Origin of the sequence: Mycobacterium sp. (assembly GCF_040509115.1) — a bacterium.
Taxonomy (GTDB): domain Bacteria; phylum Actinomycetota; class Actinomycetes; order Mycobacteriales; family Mycobacteriaceae; genus Mycobacterium.
Window position 1 is genome coordinate 1 of record NZ_JBEVLO010000398.1, and the last position, 23387, is coordinate 23387.

General features: G+C 68.0%; 23 protein-coding genes and 1 pseudogene. 12 read left to right on the forward strand and 12 right to left on the reverse strand.

The window, feature by feature from the left end; genetic code table 11:
* Positions 1-75: 75 nt before the first annotated feature.
* On the reverse strand, positions 76-1209 hold the full coding sequence (locus ABW137_RS27310; RefSeq protein ID WP_526404600.1) for a nitronate monooxygenase: 1134 nt from the start codon (positions 1207-1209) through the stop codon (positions 76-78).
* Positions 1210-1400: 191 nt separating this feature from the next.
* Here ABW137_RS27310 and ABW137_RS27315 point away from each other — a divergent pair, with 191 nt between their 5' ends.
* Entirely contained in the window at positions 1401-2021 is a 621-nt protein-coding gene (locus ABW137_RS27315) for a fatty-acid--CoA ligase (protein ID WP_526404601.1), read from the forward strand.
* 23 nt (positions 2022-2044) lie between these two features.
* On the opposite strand, the gene ABW137_RS27320 is transcribed toward ABW137_RS27315, so the two are convergent.
* Positions 2045-2812 carry an HAD family hydrolase gene (locus tag ABW137_RS27320; RefSeq protein ID WP_526404602.1) on the reverse strand — a complete coding sequence of 256 codons (768 nt, stop codon included), beginning with the start codon at positions 2810-2812 and terminating at the stop codon, positions 2045-2047.
* 273 nt (positions 2813-3085) lie between these two features.
* On the opposite strand from ABW137_RS27320, the gene ABW137_RS27325 reads away from it, so the two are divergent.
* Positions 3086-3475, forward strand: a complete 390-nt coding sequence (locus tag ABW137_RS27325) for an STAS domain-containing protein (protein WP_526404603.1) — start codon at positions 3086-3088, stop codon at positions 3473-3475.
* 55 nt (positions 3476-3530) lie between these two features.
* The gene (locus tag ABW137_RS27330; protein ID WP_526404604.1) at positions 3531-3992 is read left to right on the forward strand and encodes an ATP-binding protein; all 462 of its coding nucleotides are present in this window, start codon (positions 3531-3533) and stop codon (positions 3990-3992) included.
* A 10-nt stretch (positions 3993-4002) separates the two neighbouring features.
* On the opposite strand, the gene ABW137_RS27335 is transcribed toward ABW137_RS27330, so the two are convergent.
* Complete coding sequence (locus ABW137_RS27335) at positions 4003-5079, reverse strand: NAD(P)H-dependent amine dehydrogenase family protein (RefSeq protein WP_526404606.1); 1077 nt, start codon at positions 5077-5079, stop codon at positions 4003-4005.
* A 98-nt stretch (positions 5080-5177) separates the two neighbouring features.
* Here ABW137_RS27335 and ABW137_RS27340 point away from each other — a divergent pair, with 98 nt between their 5' ends.
* Positions 5178-5921 carry a glucose 1-dehydrogenase gene (locus ABW137_RS27340; RefSeq protein ID WP_526404608.1) on the forward strand — a complete coding sequence of 248 codons (744 nt, stop codon included), beginning with the start codon at positions 5178-5180 and terminating at the stop codon, positions 5919-5921.
* Here ABW137_RS27340 and ABW137_RS27345 read toward each other — a convergent pair.
* The gene (locus tag ABW137_RS27345) at positions 5918-6757 is read right to left on the reverse strand and encodes an alpha/beta fold hydrolase (RefSeq protein WP_526404610.1); all 840 of its coding nucleotides are present in this window, start codon (positions 6755-6757) and stop codon (positions 5918-5920) included. The genes ABW137_RS27340 and ABW137_RS27345 overlap by 4 nt on opposite strands.
* A gap of 59 nt (positions 6758-6816) precedes the next feature.
* On the opposite strand from ABW137_RS27345, the gene ABW137_RS27350 reads away from it, so the two are divergent.
* Positions 6817-7440 (forward strand): TetR/AcrR family transcriptional regulator, encoded by a 624-nt coding sequence (locus tag ABW137_RS27350; protein ID WP_526404612.1) that lies wholly within the window; start codon positions 6817-6819, stop codon positions 7438-7440.
* A 75-nt stretch (positions 7441-7515) separates the two neighbouring features.
* Entirely contained in the window at positions 7516-10272 is a 2757-nt protein-coding gene (locus tag ABW137_RS27355) for a glycoside hydrolase family 2 protein (RefSeq protein ID WP_526404614.1), read from the forward strand.
* A gap of 305 nt (positions 10273-10577) precedes the next feature.
* Here the strand turns inward: ABW137_RS27355 and ABW137_RS27360 are convergent.
* Positions 10578-11600: pseudogene (locus tag ABW137_RS27360) on the reverse strand (glycosyltransferase 87 family protein); the annotation flags it as partial.
* Between the two features lie 2 nt (positions 11601-11602).
* Between ABW137_RS27360 and ABW137_RS27365 the strand changes: the two are divergent.
* Positions 11603-11827, forward strand: a complete 225-nt coding sequence (locus ABW137_RS27365) for a hypothetical protein (protein ID WP_526404616.1) — start codon at positions 11603-11605, stop codon at positions 11825-11827.
* Positions 11828-11860: 33 nt separating this feature from the next.
* Here the strand turns inward: ABW137_RS27365 and ABW137_RS27370 are convergent, their stop codons facing one another.
* Complete coding sequence (locus ABW137_RS27370) at positions 11861-12523, reverse strand: VTT domain-containing protein (RefSeq protein ID WP_526404618.1); 663 nt, start codon at positions 12521-12523, stop codon at positions 11861-11863.
* A gap of 78 nt (positions 12524-12601) precedes the next feature.
* On the opposite strand from ABW137_RS27370, the gene ABW137_RS27375 reads away from it, so the two are divergent.
* Together ABW137_RS27375 and ABW137_RS27380 are read left to right on the forward strand one after the other, a co-directional pair.
* A complete protein-coding gene (locus ABW137_RS27375; protein WP_526404620.1) occupies positions 12602-13912 on the forward strand; it encodes a competence/damage-inducible protein A in 1311 nt (436 codons plus the stop codon).
* Between the two features lie 143 nt (positions 13913-14055).
* Positions 14056-15288 carry an alpha/beta hydrolase family protein gene (locus tag ABW137_RS27380; protein ID WP_526404622.1) on the forward strand — a complete coding sequence of 411 codons (1233 nt, stop codon included), beginning with the start codon at positions 14056-14058 and terminating at the stop codon, positions 15286-15288.
* A gap of 16 nt (positions 15289-15304) precedes the next feature.
* Here the strand turns inward: ABW137_RS27380 and ABW137_RS27385 are convergent, their stop codons facing one another.
* On the reverse strand, positions 15305-16228 hold the full coding sequence (locus ABW137_RS27385; protein ID WP_526404624.1) for an alpha/beta fold hydrolase: 924 nt from the start codon (positions 16226-16228) through the stop codon (positions 15305-15307).
* Positions 16229-16331: 103 nt separating this feature from the next.
* The gene (locus ABW137_RS27390) at positions 16332-17396 is read right to left on the reverse strand and encodes a cupin domain-containing protein (protein ID WP_526404626.1); all 1065 of its coding nucleotides are present in this window, start codon (positions 17394-17396) and stop codon (positions 16332-16334) included.
* Positions 17397-17604: 208 nt separating this feature from the next.
* Between ABW137_RS27390 and ABW137_RS27395 the strand changes: the two genes are divergently transcribed.
* The gene (locus ABW137_RS27395; protein WP_526404628.1) at positions 17605-18258 is read left to right on the forward strand and encodes a response regulator; all 654 of its coding nucleotides are present in this window, start codon (positions 17605-17607) and stop codon (positions 18256-18258) included.
* Between the two features lie 7 nt (positions 18259-18265).
* On the opposite strand, the gene ABW137_RS27400 is transcribed toward ABW137_RS27395, so the two are convergent.
* On the reverse strand, positions 18266-18625 hold the full coding sequence (locus tag ABW137_RS27400) for a response regulator transcription factor (protein ID WP_526404630.1): 360 nt from the start codon (positions 18623-18625) through the stop codon (positions 18266-18268).
* A 180-nt stretch (positions 18626-18805) separates the two neighbouring features.
* Here ABW137_RS27400 and ABW137_RS27405 point away from each other — a divergent pair, with 180 nt between their 5' ends.
* Positions 18806-20299, forward strand: coding sequence for a GAF domain-containing sensor histidine kinase (locus tag ABW137_RS27405; protein WP_526404678.1), 1494 nt, complete (start codon positions 18806-18808; stop codon positions 20297-20299).
* Here the strand turns inward: ABW137_RS27405 and ABW137_RS27410 are convergent, their stop codons facing one another.
* Both ABW137_RS27410 and ABW137_RS27415 read right to left on the reverse strand, forming a co-directional pair.
* Positions 20300-21760 carry an amidase gene (locus ABW137_RS27410; RefSeq protein ID WP_526404632.1) on the reverse strand — a complete coding sequence of 487 codons (1461 nt, stop codon included), beginning with the start codon at positions 21758-21760 and terminating at the stop codon, positions 20300-20302.
* 144 nt (positions 21761-21904) lie between these two features.
* Positions 21905-22126 carry a hypothetical protein gene (locus ABW137_RS27415; protein WP_526404634.1) on the reverse strand — a complete coding sequence of 74 codons (222 nt, stop codon included), beginning with the start codon at positions 22124-22126 and terminating at the stop codon, positions 21905-21907.
* Between the two features lie 97 nt (positions 22127-22223).
* Between ABW137_RS27415 and ABW137_RS27420 the strand changes: the two genes are divergently transcribed.
* Positions 22224-22631 carry a VOC family protein gene (locus ABW137_RS27420; RefSeq protein ID WP_526404636.1) on the forward strand — a complete coding sequence of 136 codons (408 nt, stop codon included), beginning with the start codon at positions 22224-22226 and terminating at the stop codon, positions 22629-22631.
* Between the two features lie 7 nt (positions 22632-22638).
* Here ABW137_RS27420 and yaaA read toward each other — a convergent pair whose 3' ends face one another.
* On the reverse strand, positions 22639-23385 hold the full coding sequence (gene yaaA, locus ABW137_RS27425; protein WP_526404638.1) for a peroxide stress protein YaaA: 747 nt from the start codon (positions 23383-23385) through the stop codon (positions 22639-22641).
* Positions 23386-23387: the final 2 nt, after the last annotated feature.

Consider the following 23387-nt stretch of genomic DNA (forward strand, 5'->3'; position numbering starts at 1 on the left):
ACCGTGGCCGTCGCGAATGCGCGAATCCCGCCGACCCGAGGGCCGGCGGGATTCGTCGGAGGGAAGTGGCTCGGGTCAGACGCCCGCGGCCTCGTTCAGCGCGTTCAGCGTGCCGGTGGCGTCGAGATACTCCTGCACCCATCGCTCGATGACGGCCGCGGTCTTCTCGACCTTGGTGAACTGCCCGACCACCTGACCGACGGGGTTGAAGGCGACGTCCACCGTCTCATCGGGGTATTTGTGGGTGGCGGCCACGGCCAGCCCCGACACCATGAACTGCAGTGGCATGCCGAGCGGCTTGGGGTTGTCGGGGTTCTCCCACGCCTCGGTCCAGTCGTTGCGCAGCATGCGGGCCGGCTTGCCGGTGAACGAGCGGCTGCGCACGGTGTCCCGACTACCCGCCTTGGCGTAGGCGGCCTGTTGCACCGGGGTGTTCTCCGCCTCGTCGACCATCAGCCACTGAGAGCCGGTCCACGCGCCCTGGGTTCCGAGCGCAAGCGCCGCGGCGATCTGTTGACCGCTGCCGATGCCGCCTGCGGCAAGTACCGGAACGGGTGCCACCTCCTTGACGACCTGCGGCCACAGCACGCTCGACCCGACCTCACCGCTGTGCCCGCCCGCCTCGCCACCCTGGGCGATGATGATGTCCACGCCCGCGTCCGCGTGCTTGCGCGCCTGACTTGGCGAGCCGCAGAGTGCGGCGACCCTTCGGCCCTCGGCGTGGATGTGTTCGATCATGTCCCTGGGCGGGGTGCCGAGCGCATTGGCGATCAGCGTCATCTTCGGATGCTTGAGCGCGACCTCGACCTGCGGCGTCGCCGTGGCTTCCGTCCATCCGAGCAGCCGGAGGGTGCTCTCGTTGTCCTCCGCGGTGAGCGGGACGCCGTGGTCGGTCAAGATCTTGCGGGCGAAGTCCAGGTGCTCCTGAGGCACCATGTCGGCCAGCATCTTGCCGAGGTCGTCGGCCGACAGGTTGGAGTCCATGCCCTCGTACTTGTTGGGGATGACGATGTCGACGCCGTAGCTGTGGTCGCCGATGTGCTCGTCGATCCAATTCAGTTCGACCTCCAGTTGCTCGGGCGTGAAGCCGACCGCGCCGAGGACGCCGAAGCCGCCGGCCTTGCTCACCGCGACCACCACGTCGCGGCAGTGCGTGAACGCGAAGATCGGAAACTCGATGCCGAGCTGGTCGCAGAGTGGGGTGTGCATGCCTGCTCCTCGAAGTGGAACGAACTAGAACGTGTTCTAGTTTAGCCCCTATTGCCGCCGCGGGGTGGCAGGGGCGCATTCGTCGTGATCCCGCACATCCCGCGGCGGCCGCAACTACCGTCAATCGGCACCAGCCCGCGCTCGCTCGGCCCCGCCGCCGGAGGGTCGCCGAGTCCATCAGGGAACAGCCCGTGACCCATTGGCTAAACCACTCACTCGTCCTCGCGGCGGACTTCCGCGTCGAGGACGTCGGACGCGTGCGCCTTGCGTTGGAACGCCGGGAGGGTGCCCTCGCGGGGCTCGGTGCGCACCACGCGCTGATCTACGAGTCCACCGCCGAGCCCGGTCGGGTCTTGGTGATGATCGCGATCCACGCCCGTGACCCGCTGCTCGAGCTGATTCGGTCGCGCAGCATCTTCGAGTGGTTCGACGCCATGGGCGTGATGGACATCCCGGCCGTGTTCGCGGGCGAGTTGGCCGAACGGGTGGCGACCGGCAACCACCTCAGACCGGCGGCCCCCGAGGTGATGGTGTCGATCGTGACGCCGATCGACGACCTCGCCGTACTCCTGGCCCACGTGCACGACACGGTGGATCGACTCGGTACCGCAGGGGTCCGAACAGTGTTGACGTTCAACGCCTTCGACAACCCCCACGAGGTCATGATGCTCTTGCAGATCGACGAGGAGCAGCATGCGCATAGCTGGCTGAACCACTCCGAGCTAGCCGCCGAATGGCTCGAGACGGCGGGATTCGGCGCGTACCCGCCGGTCTTCGTCGGCAGGTTCCGCGGCACCGTGCGCGTCGACTGAGTGCACGTCGACCGATCTCGAAATCAGCGGGCGACTCCCAGCCTGCGCCACACGCCGCCGCGGCCCTCGGGGGTGGAGCCGACCCTCAGCACCGGCCAGCCGTTGCGCGCGGCCTCGGCGGCCAGCCCCGAACGTGGATTCACCGGCCTCGGGTGACCGACGACCCGCATGAGGGCGGCGTCCTCGTCCCCGTCGGCGTAGAAGTAACTGGACTCGATCGCGACGCCGTTCGTCGCGGCGAATCGTGCGACGGCGTCGGCCTTGCGCGCGCCCCACACGATCGGCCGGACGATTTCACCGGTCAGCCGCCCTGCCTCGTCGACGTCGAAGTGGTTGCAGATCACGTCGTCGATCCCGAGGAACCGCGCGACCGGCTCGGCGTGAATCGTCAGCGCCGACGAACTGAGCACGACGGTGTGCCCACGCTCCTGATGGGCACGGACGACGTGCCGCATCGGCCCGAAGACCCGCGCCTCGATGTGCCGACGGAACAGCAGCTCCCCGAGTTCGTCGAGTTCGGCGATCGAGTCGCCCCGCAGATAACCCGCCGCGCGGACGATGAGTCGCTCGAACTCCATTCGCCCAAGCCGGTACCGCACCGACGCCTCCATCACGCCGAGGACCTCGCCGATCTTGGCCTGCCTGGCGCGGATCCGATGTCCGGCGTGCGCCGTTGCCGTGAAACCCGAGACCAGCGTGCCGTCCAAGTCGAAGAACGCCCCGACGTGCGCACCCCCTGGACCTGCTGCGATCTCCGCGAGGGGGCGCGCGGGCGGCGCGTCGGGATTCATGTCGCTCCTGGTGTGCCTGCTGTGGTAAGCAAAAGGTCTGGTCTTCGTCCGGTCTCCATTGCAGCATCTGAGTGGACCGAACGACCTGTGAGCATTGTTACTGGTGGGTGACACCGCGGTGCTCTGATCCATGGCTGATCGGCGCGATGACTCGTCGATCGGATAGGTTCGACCTCGGCGGTTCATTTCCGCGTGGGGTTCAGTCCGAGCCTCGCCCGGGAGGAATCACGGCGACTCGCGTCCACGGACGCGGTTAAACACGGAAGATGGGCCTTGAACGAACAACGGGAATCGACCGACGGCACACCACCTGCATCGGGTTCGACCTGCGAAGTCAACGAACGATGGAGCGACGGGGTCGTCGTCATCGCCGTCTCCGGCGTGGTCGACATGATCACGGCACCTCAGCTCGAAGAAGCGATCAAGTCCGCGCTCGCGAAGACACCCACCGGCCTCGTGGTCGACCTGTCCGACGTCGAGTTCTTGGCCTCGGCCGGGATGGGCGTCCTCGTCGCAACCCACGACGACGCACCCGATGGCATCGACATCCACCTCGTCGCGGAGGGGCCGGCCACCAGCCGCCCGCTGAAGCTGGTTGGCATCGCCGACATCGTGCCGCTGCACGCCACGCTCGACGAGGCGCTCGCTGCCCTTTCCAGCTAGCCACGCATATTCGGTGGCCCGATCGGGTATCTCCTTGCTTGCCATGATCGATTCAATGTCTGCACCATTCCTGGGCAGGACCGCTGCGTACGCCGACCGCTTCGAGCGCATCGGCGTGATCGCCGACCCGGACTCCGTTGCGCGAGTGCGTGAGGAGTTCGCCTCTTGGCTTGGCGAGTTCTTCGAGTTCGGTGCCAACCGGGCCAGTGACGCCGTACTCGCGATCTACGAGGCGCTCGCCAACACCGCGGAGTTCGCCTACCTCTCCGCGGGTCGGCCCGGCACCGTCGACGTCAAGGCGTCGCACGACCCCGTCGAGTCCTCGCTCACCGTCACCGTCGCGGATCGCGGGCTGTGGCGCACGGCGGCTCCGACTCCGGGAGACCGCAGCCGCGGACGTGGCATCGCACTGATGAAGGCCCTCGCCGACCGCTCGTCGATCCAGACGTCCACCGGCGGCACCCTGGTGCGGCTCTACTGGGCGAGGGTTCACCCAGCAGGGACGTCGCGCCACTAGTCGATCGCCACTAGTCGATCGCGAGGAGGCCCCTGCCGGTCACCAGGGGCATGTCGAGCGTCGTACGAATCCCCGCCGGGGCGACGAGCACGTCGGGAATGGAGTTCACGATCCGGCCCGCGGCCGCCAAGATCGCGGCGTAGTTGTGGTCACCGTTGCGGCTGGTCGGTGACACGTCCATCACGTACGACGGTTCGCCGGTGATCTCGACGCGATACGAGCCGCCCTCCTGTGCGGGCTGCGCCCAGTCGGGCCGAAGATCGCCGCGCAGTCGGGTGACGTGCTCGACCACGATCACCGCGTTGCCGTCGACCAGCCCTTCGATCTGAAAGCGCACGGCCGCAACGGTTCCCTTGGCGATCCGCCCGACCGCGACGTCGAAGTCCTCCGGGGCGGGCTCCTGCTCCACCGAGTCCCTGATTTCGTCGACCTCGATGCCAAGGCCCGCTGCGAGCTGGCGGATCGCCGTACCCCACGCGATGCTCAGCACGCCGGGCTGGAACAGGATCGGGAGATCGCCGATCTGGTTGCCGAATCCCATCACGTCGAACATCACCGTTGCGCCGTCGTAGGTGGCGTAGTCGGCGATCTCCATGGTGCGCACCTGCTGGATGCTCTGACACGTGCCCGCCAGCGCAAACGGCAGCAGGTCGGTGGCGAAGCCAGGATCGACGCCCGTGATGAAGACGCTCGAATCGCCCTCTCGCGCAGCCGCTTCGACGCGGTCGATGTACTTGTCGGGGATCACCTGCCACGGGTACTGCAGGACTCCCGGGGCCGAACCCACCACGTCGATGCCTGCCCCGAGAATCCGGCGGATGTCGGCCATTGCGTCGGGCAGCCGGACGTCGCCCATCGCGCAGTACACGACGCACTCGGGTCGGGCCGCGACGATGGCGTCGAGGTCGTCGATGGCGGTGACGCCCGTGGTGACGTCGAGGCCGGCCAGCTCGCCGGCATCCCTGCCGACCTTGGCCTCCGAGGACACCCAGACGCCGATCAGGTCGAAGCGCTTGTCCTGGATCAACTGCCGCAGCGCCAGGCTGCCGCAGTTGCCGGTGCCGACGAGCGCAACGCGGATCGCCATCTTCTCTCCTCACGACGGGTGGCTAGCAGTATGCGTGCCGAGCCGCGGAATTGGAACAGGTTCTAGTTCGCGAACGGCGTACGGTAGCCTGTCCCGTCATGGGACGCGTTGACGAAAAAGTTGCACTGATCAGCGGCGCGGCACGCGGCATGGGCGCTGCCCACGCTCGGATGCTGGTTGCCGAGGGGGCGAAAGTGGTCATCGGCGACATCCTCGACGACGAGGGCAAGGCACTGGCCGACGAACTGGGTGAGCCCGCTCGCTACGTCCACCTCGACGTCACCGAAGCCGACCAGTGGGATGCCGCGGTGGCCACCGCGGTGACGGAATTCGGCAAGCTCAACGTCTTGGTCAACAACGCGGGCATCGTCGCGCTCGGCAAGATCGGCAGCTTCGACATGGCGAAGTGGCAGAAGGTCATCGACGTCAACCTCACCGGCACGTTCCTCGGCATGCAGGCATCGGTCGAGGCGATGAAGACCGCGGGCGGCGGATCGATCATCAACGTCTCGTCCATCGAGGGGCTGCGCGGCGCACCGATGGTGCATCCCTACGTGGCGACCAAGTGGGCGGTGCGCGGTCTGGCCAAGTCGGCCGCGATCGAATTGGGCAAGTTCAAGATTCGAGTGAACTCGTTGCATCCTGGCTTCATCAAGACTCCGATGACGAAGCACTTTCCCGACGACATGGTGACGGCGCCACTCGGCAGGCCGGGCCAGTCCGACGAGGTGGCCACCTTCGTGGTGTTCCTCGCTAGCGACGAATCGTCGTTCGCGACGGGCAGTGAGTTCGTGGTGGACGGCGGCCTGGTCGCCGACGTGCCCCACAAGGACATGTTCTAGGTTCGGGCTCCGACCGCGGCGATCGCGTCGACGACGGCGGTGGGCGCATCGAGCGCGACGAACGTACTCGCGCCGGGCACCTCGATCATCGTGGCGTTGGGGAACACCGCAGCGAGCCGTCGGCCCAGAGCCGGGGTGAAGCAGCGGTCCTTCGTGCCCCACACGATCGTGACGGGCTTGGTGAAGCGTGGAAGCCGGGTCGCCACGTCGGTGAGATCCATTGCGGCAACGGCGCGCAACAGTGTGGCGAGGTTCGCGGCGATCCGTCGGTCGGTGCTCATGGGTGCGATCCACGACTCCGTCAGGGCATCGTCGCGCTGCACCAGCAGCCCGTAGCCAAGTGGCGAGCGCCGCAGTGCCGCGACCTTCATCAACCTCGACAGCAGGCCGATCGACCTGGGTCCACGCATGGTCGCGAATACGGCGTTGAACGGGAACGGCGGGAACTTCTCGAACGCGTCGCAGTTGGTGAGCACCAGTCGGCCGACGTCGTCTGCATGCGCGTCGATCAGCAGCTGACAGAGCCCGCCACCGGTGTCGTTGCCCACCACCGTGGCGTCGCGCAGGTCCAGCTCGGTGATGAACTCGTGCAGCATCTCGGCGACGGAGTGCGGGCTCAGCGCCGCCGACTCGTCGACGGGAATCCGGTGCGAGCCGAGCGGTAGGTCGGGCAGTACGCAACGAAACCCGTTGCGCGCGAGCTCTTCTGCCACCTTCATCCAGAGTCGGTGATCGACGAGGATGCCGTGCACGAACAGTACCGGCGGATGGATCGAGTCGTCCGGGCCCAACACGCGGTACTGGATCGTCGCGCTTTTCAGCTTTGCCTGCGGCATGTCGGATACCCTCCAGGTCAAGTTACGAACACTCGGTATGAAAGTTACGTGCAGCCTGTATGAAAGTCAACGGTGATTCGCCACCCACCCGCCGAACCCAGGCCGAACGCACGGCGGCGACGCGAGCCCGCCTGCTCGAGGCGGGCAGGCGGCTGTTCGCCACGGCCGGATACGCCGCCGTGTCGACCCAGTCCATCGTCACCGCCGCGGGCGTCACGCGCGGAGCTCTCTATCACCAATTCGGCGACAAGGCAAAGCTTTTCGCCGCAGTCTACGAAGACGTGGAACGTGACCTCGTCGGCGCCATCACCGCCAAGATCGTCGCGGCGGCGCCGACGGATCAGCTGGACGCGATGCGGATCGGGGCCCGACTGTTCCTCGAAGAGTGCTCCGCACCCGACGTGCAGCGGATCGTTCTGATCGACGCACCCGCGGTCCTCGGCTGGGAACGGTGGCGCGAAGTCGGCATGAAGTACGGCCTCGGAGTCATCGAGGCCATGCTGGCCGCAGCGGTGGCCGACGGCGTCATCCCCGACCAGCCACCGCGGGCGACGGCCCACATCCTCCTCGGTGCCCTCGACGAGGCCGCCCTCTTCGTGTCCCGCGCCACCGACGCCGACGAGGCGCTGGCCCAGATGTACGCCGTCTGCGACAGGCTGATCAGCGGCATCGCGGGCAGGTAGCGCCCGCCGGTTGAACGGCAGGCAGAATGAGCTCGAAACCACGAACCAGGAGGGAGTAGCACCATCGCGCCCGAGATGCGCAGAAACGCCGTCCTGGGCATCGTCGTTCTACTCGTGCTGCTACTGGTGAGCGCTGGGGACCTACCAAGGTTCGCCAGGCCCGAGCCACCGGCCCAAGAACTCCAGCTCGCCGACGGCTGGCAACTCGCGTCGGCCCGCGACGTGACTGCAGGCGGCGCGGTGATCTCGACACCCCGATTCGCGACCACTGACTGGCACCAGGTGCGGCGCATGCCCACCACGGTGCTGTCGGCGCTCCAGGACGACGGCACCTACCCGAACCTGTACTACGGCAAGAATCTTCTGGAGGAAGTTCCGCAGGACCTCTGGCAACAGGACTGGTGGTACCGGACGACGTTCGACGCGCCCGCCGGGCACAGCACGTACCAACTGAAGTTTCCCGGCATCAACTACCGCGCCGAGATCTGGCTCAACGGGCACCTCGTCGCCGACGCCAACCAGATCGTCGGCATGTTCGTCGAGCACGACCTCGACGTATCCAAGTGGATCCGCGCCGGGTGGACGAACACGCTGGCGGTCAAGGTCACCCCGGAACGCTCGCTGCAGGACATCAACGGCGTCGAACTCGCGGACAGCTGGTTCGACTGGATCAACTGGAACTACCTCGGTTACCAGGGCCCGGACAAGAACCCCGGCTACGGCAATTCCTACGTCGCCGACCGCAACGCCGGAATCTGGAAGCCCGTCACGTTGCGCATGTCCGGCGCGGTGACCGTCGACAGCGCAACGGTGAACACCGAACTGCCACTGCCGGACACCGACTCCGCCCGGCTCAGCGTCTACGCCACGATCGCCAACCGCACCGCCGACCGCCAGCGGGGCATCCTGCGCGCCACCATCAGCCGGGCAGGCAAACCCGACGTTCTGGTGGACCGCGCCGTCACCCTTGGGCCGGGGGAGCGCCGCGAGGAGGGCTTCACCCCAGACGATTTCGCGGACCTGACCGTCGCGCACCCCGACCTGTGGTGGCCCTACACGATGGGCGACCCCAACCTGTACGACCTCAAGGTGGAGTTTCTCCAATTCGGCAAGCCAGTCGACCAGTACGCCAAGCGGTTCGGCGTGCGCACCATCACGCAGGGCCGCGACGACGATGAGCGCTTCCCGGAACTCGGACTCGGCGGAAGCTTCTACCTGCGGGTCAACGGTCGCGACTTCCTGGTCCGTGGCGCGACCTACACCCCGGACCTGCTGTACACCTACGATCCCGCCCGCGAGGACGCAATCCTCTCCTACGTCCGCGATCTGGGGATGAACATGATCCGGCTGGAGTCCAAGATCCCCACCGAACGATTCGTCGAGGCCGCGGACGAACTCGGCATCCCGCTGATGGTCGGCTGGATGTGTTGCAACCAGTGGGAGAAGTGGCCCCAGTGGGACGATGAGGACAACCGCGTCGCCCGCGACAGCCTACGGTCCCAGATCACCATGCTCAGGTCGCACGCCTCGGCGTTCGTGTGGGCCAACGCCAGCGATGGTCGGCCGCCGGACAAGGTGCGCGAGGACTACCACCAGATTCTGCGAGACCTGCACTGGCAGAACGCCGTCGTCGACACGGTGTCCTCCTACGTGACGGACGCCGAGGGCCGAAGACTTTGGGACGGCATCCAGATGGCCGGTCCCTACACGTGGCGGCCGCCGACCTACTGGTTCAGTGGTGAGTACCGCGCCGCCAGGGGCGCCTCGGCGGAGCAGGGCGACAACGAACACATCCCGCCGTTCGCCAGCCTCAAGGAGTTCATCCCGCCTGAACGCCTGTGGCCGATCAACGACGACTGGTACTTCCACGCGGGTTCCAACCCCGGCAACTCCGCGTTGCGCAGCATCCAACAGGTCATCAACCGGCGTTACGGACCGTCAAGCGGTGCAGAGGAATTCGCGCGCAAGGCGCAGCTCGCGCACTACGAGTCGACGCGGGCGCAGTTCGAGTCCTTCGCCGCGCTGGGCTGGGCAGGCCACAAGATGACGCTCTACTGGATGCTCAACAACCACTGGCCGTCCTTCTTCGGCAACGTCTTCGACTACTACCTGCGACCGGGCGGTGCCTACTTCGGCGCCAAGAAGGGTCTGCGACCCCTATCGGCGGTGTTCGACTCCTACGCGAAGGGAGACCACACCACCGCCGAGGTGACCCTGGTGAACCAGACGCCCTCCGACGTCGAGGACGCCCGCATCCGGGTCCGGGTGTACGACCTGCAGGGCAGGTTGCGCGCCGACGAGACGAGTCCGAGCCTCGACGCGCCGTCGGGCGGCACCGCACCGGCCATGACCCTGGCGCGGGTGGCGCGGGACTCGCGGGTGTTCTTCGTGCGCTGCGAGGTGCTCGATGCGTCGGGCAAAGTCGTCGACGAGAACGTGTACTGGCAGTCGCAGCGCAACGACGACGTCGGCGACCCCAACACGGACTTCGCGTTCGAGCTCACCCAGGCCAGCTGGGCCGACATGACCCCACTGAACTACATGACGCGGGTGCCGCTGGAGGTCACCGCGGAGCGGGCGACCGGCGGTCGGGACGCGACGATCCGGTTGCGCAACCGGTCCCGGCAGATCGCGTTCTTCGAGCGCGCGGAGGTCACCTCGACGCCCGACGGGGACGAGATCCTGCCCATCTCCTACGACGACAACTACGTGACGGTCTTCCCCGGTGAGACCGTCGAGCTGCGCGCCACGGTGCCCGAGGGTTCGCCCACCGCCAACTGGGTGCGGGTCTCCGGGTACAACACCTCGCCGGTGGTCGTGCCCATCTCGTAGCTCCCGCCACGGCGCGACCGCAGCAGCCACCACGCGGTGCCGAGCAGCACGGCCGCGAAGCCGAGCAGGTAGACCGCGGGGATCGCCACGTCCCAGGCGCCGCCCGGCCGGATCGACAACAGCCCCGTCTCCGGCGTATCGCCATCCGTCGAGCCGATCCAGCTCGCGAAGGCGGCCCAGAACGCCCACAGCGCCGCCATCGACCACCGGTCGCCGAGGACGAAGGCGCGGTGCCCGAGATGGGCGAGCAGCGGCACGATCCACACCCAGTGATGGCTCCAGCTGAACGGGGACAGCGCGGCGGTCGCCATCCCCGCGATGGCCAGTCCGAGCACGACGTGACCGCGCCGCCAGGCGAGCGCCGCGAGCGACAGTGCGACGACGGCGAGAGCCCCCACCGCGAGCGTGGTCACCGGGCCCGACTCTTGCAACCGAACGAAGAGGCCTCGCAAGCTGGTGTTGGCCACCGGGTCACTGGATATCCGTGCGACGTCGTTGAAGCCGCCGCCGAACCAGAAGTAGTTGGAGTCCTTGGGCAGCAGCACGAAGCCGACGGCGACGGTCGCGACGAACGTCACCGCTGCGACGATTGCGGGCCGCCGCCTGCCGATCAGCACCAGGAAGACGATGAACAGTGCAGGTGTGAGCTTGACCCCGGCGACCAGGCCGATGCCGATGCCCGCCCAGCGTCGGCCGTCGGAGCCAAGGAGATCGAAGACGACGACCGCCAGGATGATCAGATTGACCTGCCCGAGCTGCAGCGAGAGCCGCACGGGCTCCAGCCAGAGGATCAGACCGGTCAGCAGCGCGGCCAGGCCCCACACTGCGGTTGCCGTGGTCGTGCCGAGTCTGGTCAGCAGTCGGTAGACGACCAGCACGACCAGCGCGACGTTCACGGCCAGCCCCATCAGCTGCGCCGTCGTCGTCGTGACCAACGTCAACGGCAGCGAGCACAGCGCGGCGAACGGCGTGTAGTCGAACAGTAGGGTGTGCGGGTTTCCCGTCAACCCGATCGAGTAGAGATCCTGACCGGCGAGCACCCTCGCCGCCCCGAATCGGTATACCTGCAGATCAACCTGAGCTGCGACGTTCGGCCACCGCAGGTACATCGCGACGTACCCGAGGACGGCCGCGATCAGTACCGCGGGCCCGTAGGACCGCAACCACGCATGGGCCTTCACAGACATCAGCGCGAAGATACGGAACCAAGCTGAACGGTCGCTGACAGCCGGGACGACGGAAACGCGGGGCGGGGCGGCGACGCGGGGCGGCGCCGGGGGAGGATGTCCCAAGTGGCCATCCGAAAGGGGCCATCCGAAAGGGGACATCGATGACCACCACCGACCTACGGTCCGAACTCGCCCGCATCACGGCAGAGGCAGGCTGGGATCGGCGCGTCGACGACCGCGTGGACGTCTACCTGCGCGCTCAGACACGGGTCCGCGTCATCTGGCGTGGCGACGAGGCGATCAGTGGCGGATCGCGCTATCAGGACGACGTCCTTGAGACGTACTCGCGGGATCTGGACACGGTGAAGGGCTGGCTGGCCAGGTAGCGGCCCGCAGCGCAGAGCCGGGTTCATTCGGGTTCATTGCGCTGAGTTCGTCATCCGGCGGCGGGCGCGGTAGGCCTGCACCGCCGACGCCACCACCGGGACCGTCGACAGCACCGCGATCGCGAGCACCATCACGTCGAGATGCCGGTTCACGAGCGGCACGTTGCCAAGGTGGAACCCGACGACTGTCAGGCCGACCCCCCACGCCGCGGCACCCAGCACGTCGTAGGCGAGGAACACCGGGTAGCGCATGCCAGATGCACCCGCGATGACCGGGGTGAACGTCCGCACCACGCCGATGAAGTGTCCGATCACGATCGTCTTGCGTCCGTGCCGCTCGAAGAACTCGTGGGACGACGTGAGGTAGTGCTTCTTGAAGAACCGCGCGTCGTCCTTCTTGAACAGTGCGGGCCCCAGGCGTCGACCGATGACGTAGCCCAGCTGACCGCCTGCGATCGCGGCTGCTGCGGCACACGGCGCAAGCACCCAGACGTCCACCGGCGCAGCCGACTGCGCCGCGAGCAGTCCCGCGGTGAAGAGCAGGGTGTCGCCGGGCAGGAACGGGAACAGCAGCCCGGTCTCGATGAACACGATCAGCATCACACCCGGCAGCACCGCGGATCCGAAGAGACCGCCGTCGCCGAGCCAGTACATGGGGTCCATGACGGCGGGCAACGCGAGGACGGCGGTCGTCACGGCCGCGACCGTAGCCTCGCCACGTTGCGGGAAGGCGAACGGAGACCGACATGCAGCGGGTCAGTAGTGTCTTACCCCGTGAGTGCACGCGCGGGCATCGTCATCACGGGAACCGAGGTCCTCACCGGGCGTGTCCAGGATCGCAACGGTCCGTGGCTCGCGGACCGGTTGCTCGAGCTGGGCGTCGAGCTCGCCCACGTCACGCTGTGCGGTGACCGACCGTCCGACATCGAGGCGCAACTCCGCTTCCTCGCGGCCGAGGGCGTCGACCTGATCATCACCAGCGGAGGTCTCGGGCCCACCGCCGACGACATGACCGTTGCCATGGTCGCGAAGTTCACCGAGCGGGAGCTGGTGCTGGACGCCGCACTGGAGGACACCATCGCGGGCATCCTCAAGCGACTGATGCAACGACGATCCCTGGCCACCGGCGAGGTGGACTTCGAAGCCGTCATGGCCGCGAACCGGAAGCAGGCGATGGTGCCTGCGGGCGCCGAGATTCTGGGCCCCGTCGGCACGGCGCCGGGCGTGGTGGTGCCGGGCACGCCGACCGTCGTCGTATTGCCCGGGCCCCCGCGCGAGCTACAACCCATGTGGGACAAGGCAATTCGTACTTCTGGCGTCCAGGACGCCATCGCGGGCCGCACCGAATACCTGCAGAACACCCTCCGCATGTTCGGGCTACCCGAATCGGGTCTTGCCGAGACGCTGCGCGACGGCGAGAACTCCATCCCCGACTTCGGGCGCCTCGAGATCACCACCTGCCTGCGCCGCGGCGAGCTGGAGATAGTGACGCGCTACGAGCCCGACGCCGCGCCGGTGTACGACCAGCTCGTCGCACTGCTGCGTGAGAAACACCCGCGCGAGCTGTTCTCCACCGACGGTGCGTTGGTGGACGATCAGGTGGCGCAGCTACTGGCGGGTCGGACGATCGCGACGGCCGAATCCTGTACTGCCGGAATGGTCGCGGCGCGGCTCACCGACCGCGCCGGGTCGTCGGACTACGTCGCGGGCGGCGTGGTCAGCTACTCGAACGATGCCAAGGTCGAGTTGCTGGGCGTCGATCCGCAGCTGATTGCCGAGCACGGGGCGGTGTCCGAACCCGTTGCCGAGGCCATGGCCGACGGTGCCATGCAACGGTTCGGCGCCGACACCGCCGTCGCGATCACCGGCATCGCGGGTCCGGGTGGCGGCAGCCCCGAGAAGCCAGTTGGCACGGTCTGTTTCAGCGTCAAGGCACGCACCCGCGACACCGACACCCGCGGCGTCAGGACCGTGACGCGCACGCTGCTGCTACCTGGCAATCGATCCGACGTCCGCGAACGCTCGACCACCGTGGTCATGCACCTTCTCCGGCAGATCCTGGGCCCGTCCGACGAGGCCGACTGACCTCCGATGTTCGTGTCGCCCAACACCGACGATGACACCCGTGGCCCGAAAGGGCGCGATCGGAGTGATCGCCGCTATCGTCATCTCGAGGGGCGCGACGCCGATGCTCGCGATCGACAACCTCCGACCAAGGCAGGCGGTTAGTGAAGATTCTTCTCGACGACCCTGACATGGACGCCCAGTTCGGACGGACGCTGATCGCCGTCGCGGCAGAGGCCGCCGATCTCGGTGAGGCCATGGTGACCGCGGGTCGCACCAAGGCGGGGGACTACGACTCCTGGTACGCCGAATGGTCCGCGACGGCGGAGGTGGCCCAGACGTTGGCGGAGGAGGCGCTGCGCGGTGGCCACGTGGTGAGCGCTCGCAAGGCGTTCCTGCGCGCCTCGGAGTACTGGCGGCAGGCGTTCTTCTTCATCAGACACGACCTGGCCGACGAGCGTCTCCAGCACGCGTGGCGCCAGCATCGGCTGGCGTTCCGGGCGGCGCTGCCCCTGCTCGAATGCCACGCCGTCGCGACGGAGATCCCATTCGACGGGGTGTCCATGACCGGCTACCTCTTCCGGCCCGCCGACGCCGACACCCCGCGGCCAACGGTGTTGGCGCCCTGCGGATTCGACTCGACGGCCGAGGCGGGGTACGTCTCGACCGGCTACATGGCCATGCCGCGCGGCTACAACTTCTTCGTCTTCGAGGGCCCCGGCCAGGGCGGGATGCTGTACGAGCATCGGCGCACCTTCCGCTCCGACTACGAGGCGCCGTTCTCCGCGGCCTTCGAGTGGCTGTTGGGTCAGGACGGGGTGCATCCCCACGCCATCACGGTGATGGGTCGTTCCTTCGGGGGTTACCTGGGGCCTCGGGCGGCGGCCTTCGAGTCGCGCGTCGCCGCGCTCGTCGCCGATCCCGGGCAGTACGACTTCGCCTCGCGCATCGCGGCGGCCATGGGCAAGAGCGTTGGCGTTCCCGATTCCGCGGAGTTTCTGGCGAGGGTGAGGGCGGCGGATGCCGACCTCGACGCTCGACTCCAGGAAACGCTGGACGGCCCGCGCAACGTCGAGTGGTACGGCTCCCGAATGGCGGCGATGGGCGCCGCGACCGTCGGGGACTTCGTCCGCAAGCAGCTGGAGTTCTCGTTGGCCGACGTGGTCACCGACATCAAGTGCCCCACGCTGCTCACCGAGGGCGAGGGGGACTTCGCGGCCCAGGGAGAGGTGCTGTTCGAGCATCTGACCTGCGAGCGTCGCCTCACCACCTTCACCGAGGCCGAGGGTGGCGGCGGCCACTGCGAGGGGTTGGGCAGCACCCTGTTCGAGGGTTACGCGTTCGACTGGCTCGACCGCATCCTCGGCAGGGCGCAGGCACCGGCCCCCACGCAATGACCGCTGCCGGGCGGGCCTACCGGCGCTCCGTCGAATCGAGGCCGTCCCAGATCCCCATCAGGGTGTCGAGAATCGTCTCGGCGTAGCCGAGTCCGGCGAGATGGCTCTCGCCGGGCAGGTGGTAGAGCTCGGCGTCGGGAAGCCGTGACACGACGTGCACCCCGTGCGCGAAGGGCACGACGTGGTCCTTGTCGCCGTGCCACCACCGCACCGGAACCTTCACCTCATCGAGGCGAAATCCCCAGTCCCTGGCAAACACCACGACGTCGGCGAACGGCGCCGCCATCTGCTTGCGGCTCCCGTTGAGCAAGTCGTCGAGGAACATCGCCTTGAACTCGGGCCTGGCGAGCAGACGACGGTCACTCTCCGGGGACACCCGGCCGTAGAGGTCGATGGCAGGCGACGCGAAGGGTCGGGCCAGCCGGATCAGGCTGGCCATGGCCAGTCGCATCGGCAGCCCGATCACCGGCATTAGCGGTGCCACGGCCGACCCGATCGCCATCGCCCCTCCGCCGATCGCCTCTGGACCGCTGGCGGGTGCGACACCGCCGAGGACTCCGGCGGTCACGACGCGGTCGGGCATCGCCGCGGCGCAGGCCAACGCGTACGGGCCGCCGCCGGAGAGTCCGATGACGGCCATCTGGTCGATCCCGAGAACGTCGGCGATGGTGCGGAGGTCGTCGGCGAAGGCCAGCACGTTCGGGTACTGATACAGGGTCGACGAGCCGATTCCCGGCCGGTCGACGCCGATCAGCCGGACGTGATTGCTCTCGGCGTAGACGCGGGCCTCCACGGGGATCTGCCTGCGGGCGCCAGGGGTGCCGTGCAGCCAGAAGACGGCGCGGCCCTGCGGGTCACCGAATTCGGCGAACCCGATCTGACGGTCGTCCCCGACGGCGACATTGCCCTCCAGCTTGGGACGTGCGATTGGCATGACCATCCGAAGAGTGTCGCATGGGGTTTTGGCGGGGTTGCCACGACGAAACTGCGGGGAGATCGCGAGACAAGCCCTTGTCGCGATCTCCCCGCAGGGGCCTCGTCGCTCAGTGTTCGCCGAAGGCGTGAGCGTCGCGCGGGTTGTTGCGGCTGACCACCAGCGGGTCGGCGGGAGTGAACGGGAAGTTCGGCAGGTCGTCGAGGTGCGTGCCGAACGTCGCGGCGAGCACCTCGCGGGAGTAGGCGCTGGCCGATGCGCGGTAGCCGATGTCGGCGGGGAACGGCTGGTCGAAGAAGATCAGGAAGTGCCAGTCGGGCGCATCGACGACCTCGATGTGGTGTGGGTAGGCGCGGGGGATGAAGTACACGTCGCCCTGCTTCATGTACCAGGTATCAAGCGTGCCGTCGGGATTCATGATCGTCATCCGCGCGGAACCGCTCTTCACGTAACCCATTTCGGCGGTCACGGGATGCCAGTGCGGTTCCCGCATGCCGTCCTCGCGGACGCGCAGCGAGTACATCGACAGGTCCTTGAGGGCCGGCCAGAACTGGTCCCTGGCGAACCGCGCGTTGCCGACGACGTAGTTCAGCGGCGGCTCCTGGGCCTCGATGTCGAACTTGTGCGGGTCACCGAAGCGGGCGGCGGCGGGAACCTGCGCATCGCCGACGCGGGCGGCAAGCGCGTGGTCGGTGCCGTCGCGACGGATCGAGGCGAAGTCGGCGGCGGGCAGGTCGTAGGTGTTGCCGAGTACCGCGTTGGTGAAGGCGCCGAAGGTGGCGCCGAAACCGAAGTCCTCTGGCCGCTCGTTGCGGAACACGACGATGAACTCGGCGGGCTCGGTACCGACGTTCTCGATGTGGTGCAGCGACCCGGAGTCGATGTGGAACATCTGGCCTGCGCTGATGGTGAACGTCGAGAACTTGCTTCCGTTGTCGAGCACCGACACCAGGCTGGTGCCCGAGACGCAGTAGGTCAGCTCGTTGGCGTTGGCGTGCCAGTGCGGAGTCCGCATCGCCCCGGGGTTGATGACCAGACGCTTGATCGACATGCCGTTCAGGATGGGCAGCTGATCGGCCGTCACCCGGTGGATCGATCCGAGATCGGACTCCTCGACCACCTCGCCGTGAAGGAGCGAGAGGGTGTGGCTGCTGCGGGTCGGTGAGAGTGTCATTTTCTTTCCCTTCGGTCGGTGCTTTCGCCGGAGCATCTCGGCGCTCGCCTGCCATGAACTCTCGTCGTCGGGGGCTTCGATGTCGTCAGTGCTGACGTGCATCTCGCGGTCACGCAAGCGCGACGCGGCAATGCCCGCTAGCCGGTATTGACCGGCGACAGCCCGTGGCTACCTGCACGACGCCCCACCGAATGCAACAATCTCCCCGATGAGTGACGTACGCGTGGTCGTCGCCGATGACGACGTCCTTCTCCGTGAGGGTTTGGCCAGCCTGCTCGACCGATCGGGGTTCGACGTGGTCGGGCAGGCCGGCGACGCCGGCGCGCTGCTCGACCTCGTTGGCGAGCTGCGACCGGCTCTGGTGCTGACCGACATTCGGATGCCCCCCTCGCATGACACGGAGGGCCTCGACGCGGCGAAGGCGATCAGGGAGCAGTGGCCGGAGGTCGCCATCCTCGTGCTGTCCGCCCACGTCGACGTCGAACACGCGATGGAATTGTTGGCCGGGGGTCGGGCCATCGGCTATCTGCTCAAGAGCCGGATCACCGACGTCAACGACTTCGTCGAGACCGTGGGGCGGATCGCCAACGGGGCATCGGTGGTCGACCCGGCACTGGTTCAGGAGTTGGTGACGGCGCGACGCCGCGAAGACCCGCTCGACGCGCTGAGCACCCGGGAGCGCGAAGTTCTCACCCTGATGGCGGAGGGCCTGTCGAACTCGGGCATCGCGGGCCGCATCTGGGTCACCGAGGGCACCGTCGAGAAGCACGTCCGCAGCATCCTGACCAAGCTGAATCTGCCCGAGACGCACGACGAGCACCGGCGGGTGCGCGCGGTGATCATGTATCTCGACTCGCTCTGAGCGCCTGCTACCCGTTCGCGTCGACGAGACGGCGAATGGCCGCGGGTGACAACGCGAACTTCGCCAGGAATCCGAGGGCCGGGCTGGCCGCGATCATCTCCGCGTAGTCCTGCTCGGAGTGCGTCGAGATGAGGATCACCGACGGTCCCGACACGTCCGCCTCGTGCAACCGCTCGACGACGTCGAAGCCGCTTTCACCGTCGAGTTCGAGGTCGACCAGGGTGACGTCGGGATGCAGTTCGGCGTACTGGCTCAGGGCCTCGTCGGCGCTGCACGCCACGCCGACGACGTCGATCCCGGCGCGCTCCAGCATGTCGGTCGCGGCAGCGCGGAAGGCGGCGCTGTCGTCGACGATCAGACAGCGCATGTCACGCCTTCGGAGAACCTCATGAACCGAGTTTCACAGAACGCCGTCGTGCGAGCATTGCTGCTAGCGGGAATCTTCTGACCGAACCGCATAGCATCCGGTGCGATGACTGAGCGAGCATCGTCCTCGGCGGACGCACGACCAGGCTGGTTCACGCGGTTTCGCGGCCGTCTGCTGACGATGTTCCTGCGACCCACGTCGCGTCCGCTCGGCTGGGGGATCGTGGTGGCGGTCGGCCTCATCGGCTTGGAGACGCTGGTCGTGCTCTACCTCACCCGGGTGGCCCCCGAGAACGCGTTCGGGGCGATCTTCCTGCTCGGCGTGCTGGTGGTCTCGGCGGGCTGGAACTCCGTGCTGGCCGTGTCCACGTCGATCGTCAGCGCCCTGGTGTACCTCTCGTTCCACCTCGACGGAGTAGCGGCCGCTGTGTCGGTGTTCCTGCCGATCGCGCTTCTCGCCAACGTGCTGGCGGGGCAGGCCCGGCTGCGCGCTGCCGAGGCCGAGGAGCGTCGTCACGAGGCCGACGCATTGGCCAGGCAGCAGGCCGCCCTGCGACGGGTGGCGACGCTGGTCGCTCGCGGCGCCGACCCAGACGAGGTGTATCCCGTCTCCGTTGCGGAGCTGTCGAGGGGTCTAGGCGTCGAGCACGTGACGTTGATGCGCTTCGAGCCGGACGACACGACGTGCACGGTACTGGCCGCGCACGACCGACCTGGAAAGACGACATTTGAAGTGGGGCAAAGACTCTCGCTCAAAGGCGACAGCGTCACCGCCCGCATACATCGATCGGGGTCGGTGGCGCGGATCGACGACTACGGGCCGATCGATGGCGAGATCGCCGCCCGGCTGCGCGGCTCGGGGCTGCGCACCGGTGTCGGTGCCCCACTCACCGTCGACGGTCGGCCGCGCGGGGCGCTGATCGTCGGTTCGGTCCGCCAAGAACCGATGCCGCAGGGGACCGAGGAACGCGTCTGCGACTTCGCCGACTTGGTCGCCACCGCGATTGCCAACGCCGAGACCCGGGCCGAGCTCACGGCGTCGAGGGCCCGCATCGTGGCGGCTAGCGACCAGGCCCGGCGGCGTTTCGAGCGCGATCTGCACGACGGCGCCCAGCAGCGCATCGTCGCCCTGGGGCTGGGGCTTCGCACCGTCGAGGCATCGGTGCCCGAGGAGAACCAGACGGTCCGCCAGCAGCTGGACAACGTGATCAACGGGCTCGCCGATCTGTACACCAACCTGCAGGAGTTGTCCCGGGGCATCCATCCGGCAATCCTGTCGAAGGGTGGTCTCGGCCCCGCGTTGCGCGCACTGGCGCGACGGTCGGTGGTGCCGGTCAGCGTCGACGTGGACGTCGAGCGCCGACTTCCCGAGTCGGTCGAGGTCGCCGCGTACTACGTGGTCGCCGAAGCCCTCACGAACGCCGCGAAGCACGCGAAGGCCTCGGGTGTCTCCATCCGGGTCGGACTGGCCGCCGACGTACTGCGGATCGAGGTTGCCGACGACGGCGTCGGCGGAGCGACGTCGGTGGGCGGAGGATCTGGCATCGTCGGGCTCAGGGACCGGGTCGAGGCCCTGTCGGGACGACTCGACGTGTCCAGTCCGGTGGGCGAGGGGACGACGCTGATCGCGAGCATCCCGCACGCCGCAGAGGCGTCCGCCGCGGTGCCGGACTGACTACCCGACCCAGCCAGGGGGAACCCGATCCGACCAGGGCATGGCCACTTCGAGCTGGGCAGCGAGCTGAAGCAGCACGGTCTCGTCGGGCGCCATCAGCTGCACCCCGATCGGCAGGCCCGTCGACGTCACTCCCAGCGGCAGCGAAATGGCCGCCCAACCAGTGACGTTCGCCATCGTGGTCCATCCGGTCGTTGCGAACTCGACGTCGAAGAAGGCCCTGGTGGTGCCGCGCGGCTGATTCAGCAGTCCGTACGGCGGCGGGGGAGTCAGCAGCGTCGGCACCAGCAGGACGTCGTGGCCGGCCATCCCCTCGGCGAAGCGGCGGGTCTGGGCGTGCACGGCGCCGATCGCCTCCGCATAGGCCAAGCCGGTGGTGGTGAATCCCTCCCGCATCATCACCCAGCTGCTCGGCTCGAAGTCGTCCTCGACGGGCTCGCGGCCAAGGACCTGCTTGCCGAGGGCGTGCAGTTCGGCGTTGCTGACCGTGTGCAGGACGGCGATGGCGTCGGCGACGGCATCCTGGTCGAAGCTCGGGGCGCCGGCGTCGACGTGATGCCCCAGCTCGGCCAGCGCACGTGCCACCGACTCGACGGCGGCGACGACCTCGGGATGCGTCGCGCTGCCGGGAAACGGCGAGTCGGTCGTCGTCAGAACTCGTTGCGCCGCAGCAGGTGCGACGATTGCATCGAGGAAGGGCACGGCGGGCGCCGGAACCGAGTACGGGTCACCGACCGCGCCGCCTGCGATGACGTCGAGGAGGGCGGCGCTGTCGCGGACGGTGCGCGTCAGCGCGTGGCCGTTGACCAGACCCTCCATGCCCTGGCCTGCGCCGGGCGCGAAGGAGCTGCGGCCCCGGCGAGGCTTCAACCCGACGAGTCCACAGCACGACGCGGGCACTCGGATCGAGCCGGTGCCGTCGCCGCCGGACGCGGCGGGCACCACACCCGCCGCCACCGCGGCCGCCGAGCCGCCGCTGGATCCGCCCGGCGTGACGTCGGGCCCCCACGGGTTGACCGTCTTGCCGAAGAGGAGCGGTTCGGTGGTGCAGTGGTTGCCCCATTCGGGGGTGTTGGTCTTGCCGAACACCACCAGCCCCGAAGCGAGGTAGCGCTCGACGATCCACGCCGTGTGGGACGCCACGTGTCCGCGCAGGGCCCTTGACCCCATCGCCTCAGGGGTTCCCGCCAGCGACGCGCCGAGATCCTTCAGCAGGAACGGAACCCCGGCCAGCGGACCTGCGTCACCGGTGCGTAGCTCCCCGGAGTCGTCGAGTGCCCTGGCCTGCTCGCGACCGCGGTCGAACAGATCGGTGACGACCGCGTTGAGTTCACGCGTGGACTCGAGGCGTTCGATGGCCGCGTCGAGCAACTCGACGGCGGTCAGCTCGCCCGTCGCGGCGAGTGCCGCCTGCCCGATCGCATCGACGGTAGCCAGCTCGCGTGCGTGTTGTGAGTCCATTGGGCGGATCCTGAACGCTGGCATCCGATTCGGCAACTCGACCGCTTCACGTGGTCTCGTCGACGGTCTCCCGCACCCCGTCCGTAGCGAACGTTCACTCCCCTCACGGGACGGTGCGCCAGAGGCCGGGGCTCCGGTGGACCGTCAGTCGGATCTGCCGCGCCGCCGCTCGCCGCGGCTGGCGGCGTTGGTGAGTGCCAAGGCGATCAACACGTCGACGGTGGTGATGGTCAACCCGGTGTAGTACATCCACTTGATCGTCGGATCTGGTTGTGCCGCAAAGAAGACAGCGAGGAAGATCGGTCCGACGATGCCGCACACGAACACGAACGACTGAACCTTGAGGTAGCGCAAGAACGTCTCCACCTGGAAGCCCTCCGTCCGCCGGTCGCGTCCAGCATATTGTGAGGGGCGCCGCACCACGGCGGTGAAGGGGATCGACGGCGATTGGCGGTAACCACCCGTGAAACTGGACCTGCTGAGTCCCAGCGTCGAGATCGGACTGGTGACCACCAACCTGCAGGCGATGGTCGAGTTCTACGAGGGCTTCCTCGGATTGGAGCCCCAGGGCGAGATCGAGTTCGCCGACGGTTCGCAACGCCGGTACGCGCTGGGAGGCAGCGTCGTCAAACTCGTCACGTACACGTCCGCGCCGCCGCTGCCAGCCGCGCCAGGGGGCGGCCGGGCCCGGGCGGGACTCCGCTACTTCACCATCGGAGTGCGCAACCTCCGCGACGTCGCCTCCCAGGTGCTGGCCGCAGGCTACGAGGTCGTCGAGCCGCCGACGGAGTTCGCGCCGGTGCCCGGGATGGGATGGATGTTCATCGCCGACCCCGACGGCAATTCGATCGAGCTCTTCGGCACGCTCTGACCCCTCCTCAGGCAGGCACCACGACGACGAGTTCGTTGCCCCGGCGCTCGACGCGCATGCCTGCGCGGCGGGCGAGGGTCGCGACCGCGGCTGCGTCGTCCGGTTCGGCTCTGCTGGCCGCCAACACTCGGGCCAGTCGGCCCTTGTGCGCCTTGTTGAAGTGGCTGACGACGGTGCGACGGCCGTCGGCGTGCTCGGCGACGACGTCGACCTCGACGGCGCCGGGCACCCTGCCGAGGCCGGCGTAGGAACCCGACCGCAGGTCGACGATCAGGTCATCGCCTGCCAGCCGGTGCAGCACCGGCTCCAGGACTGGCCGCCATCTGGCGGCCAGGGTGGGCCTGCCGGGGAGCTTCGACGTCGCCGACAGCCGATAGGCGGGCACCGGGTCGTCGGCCCGCAGCAGCCCGAACAACGCGGAGCCGACGACCAGCCGGGACCGGGCTCGGGAAGCGGACGCGCCGCGCAGGGATTCGATGTCGAGCGCGTCGTAGAGCACGCCGGTGTATCGGTCGATGGCGCTCATCGTGGGTGCGGTGAGAAGTGCGGCGTTGCGGTCGATCTCGGCGTCCTGGGCCGGCGAGATGCCAAGGGCGGTGCGGCTGGCGGGACGGTCGGCTGCCAGCGCGACCACGTCGTCGACCAACGCGCCGCGTAGCGCATTGAGTTCGGGAGAGCCGAGAACGTCGAGGTTCAGCGGCGGTCCTTGCCCGCCGGCGCGCTTGGTCTCCGAGGGCGGCAACAGCACGATCACGG

Bases quoted from the DNA above. Each gene is read 5' to 3' on its own strand.
- ABW137_RS27310 (WP_526404600.1), bottom strand. From the start codon at position 1,209: ATGCACACCCCACTCTGCGACCAGCTCGGCATCGAGTTTCCGATCTTC.
- ABW137_RS27320 (WP_526404602.1), bottom strand. From the start codon at position 2,812: ATGAATCCCGACGCGCCGCCCGCGCGCCCCCTCGCGGAGATCGCAGCA.
- ABW137_RS27330 (WP_526404604.1), top strand. From the start codon at position 3,531: ATGTCTGCACCATTCCTGGGCAGGACCGCTGCGTACGCCGACCGCTTC.
- ABW137_RS27335 (WP_526404606.1), bottom strand. From the start codon at position 5,079: ATGGCGATCCGCGTTGCGCTCGTCGGCACCGGCAACTGCGGCAGCCTG.
- ABW137_RS27340 (WP_526404608.1), top strand. From the start codon at position 5,178: ATGGGACGCGTTGACGAAAAAGTTGCACTGATCAGCGGCGCGGCACGC.
- ABW137_RS27345 (WP_526404610.1), bottom strand. From the start codon at position 6,757: ATGCCGCAGGCAAAGCTGAAAAGCGCGACGATCCAGTACCGCGTGTTG.
- ABW137_RS27350 (WP_526404612.1), top strand. From the start codon at position 6,817: ATGAAAGTCAACGGTGATTCGCCACCCACCCGCCGAACCCAGGCCGAA.
- ABW137_RS27355 (WP_526404614.1), top strand. From the start codon at position 7,516: ATGCGCAGAAACGCCGTCCTGGGCATCGTCGTTCTACTCGTGCTGCTA.
- ABW137_RS27365 (WP_526404616.1), top strand. From the start codon at position 11,603: ATGACCACCACCGACCTACGGTCCGAACTCGCCCGCATCACGGCAGAG.
- ABW137_RS27385 (WP_526404624.1), bottom strand. From the start codon at position 16,228: ATGGTCATGCCAATCGCACGTCCCAAGCTGGAGGGCAATGTCGCCGTC.
- ABW137_RS27390 (WP_526404626.1), bottom strand. From the start codon at position 17,396: ATGACACTCTCACCGACCCGCAGCAGCCACACCCTCTCGCTCCTTCAC.
- ABW137_RS27395 (WP_526404628.1), top strand. From the start codon at position 17,605: ATGAGTGACGTACGCGTGGTCGTCGCCGATGACGACGTCCTTCTCCGT.
- ABW137_RS27400 (WP_526404630.1), bottom strand. From the start codon at position 18,625: ATGCGCTGTCTGATCGTCGACGACAGCGCCGCCTTCCGCGCTGCCGCG.
- ABW137_RS27405 (WP_526404678.1), top strand. From the start codon at position 18,806: ATGTTCCTGCGACCCACGTCGCGTCCGCTCGGCTGGGGGATCGTGGTG.
- ABW137_RS27410 (WP_526404632.1), bottom strand. From the start codon at position 21,760: ATGGACTCACAACACGCACGCGAGCTGGCTACCGTCGATGCGATCGGG.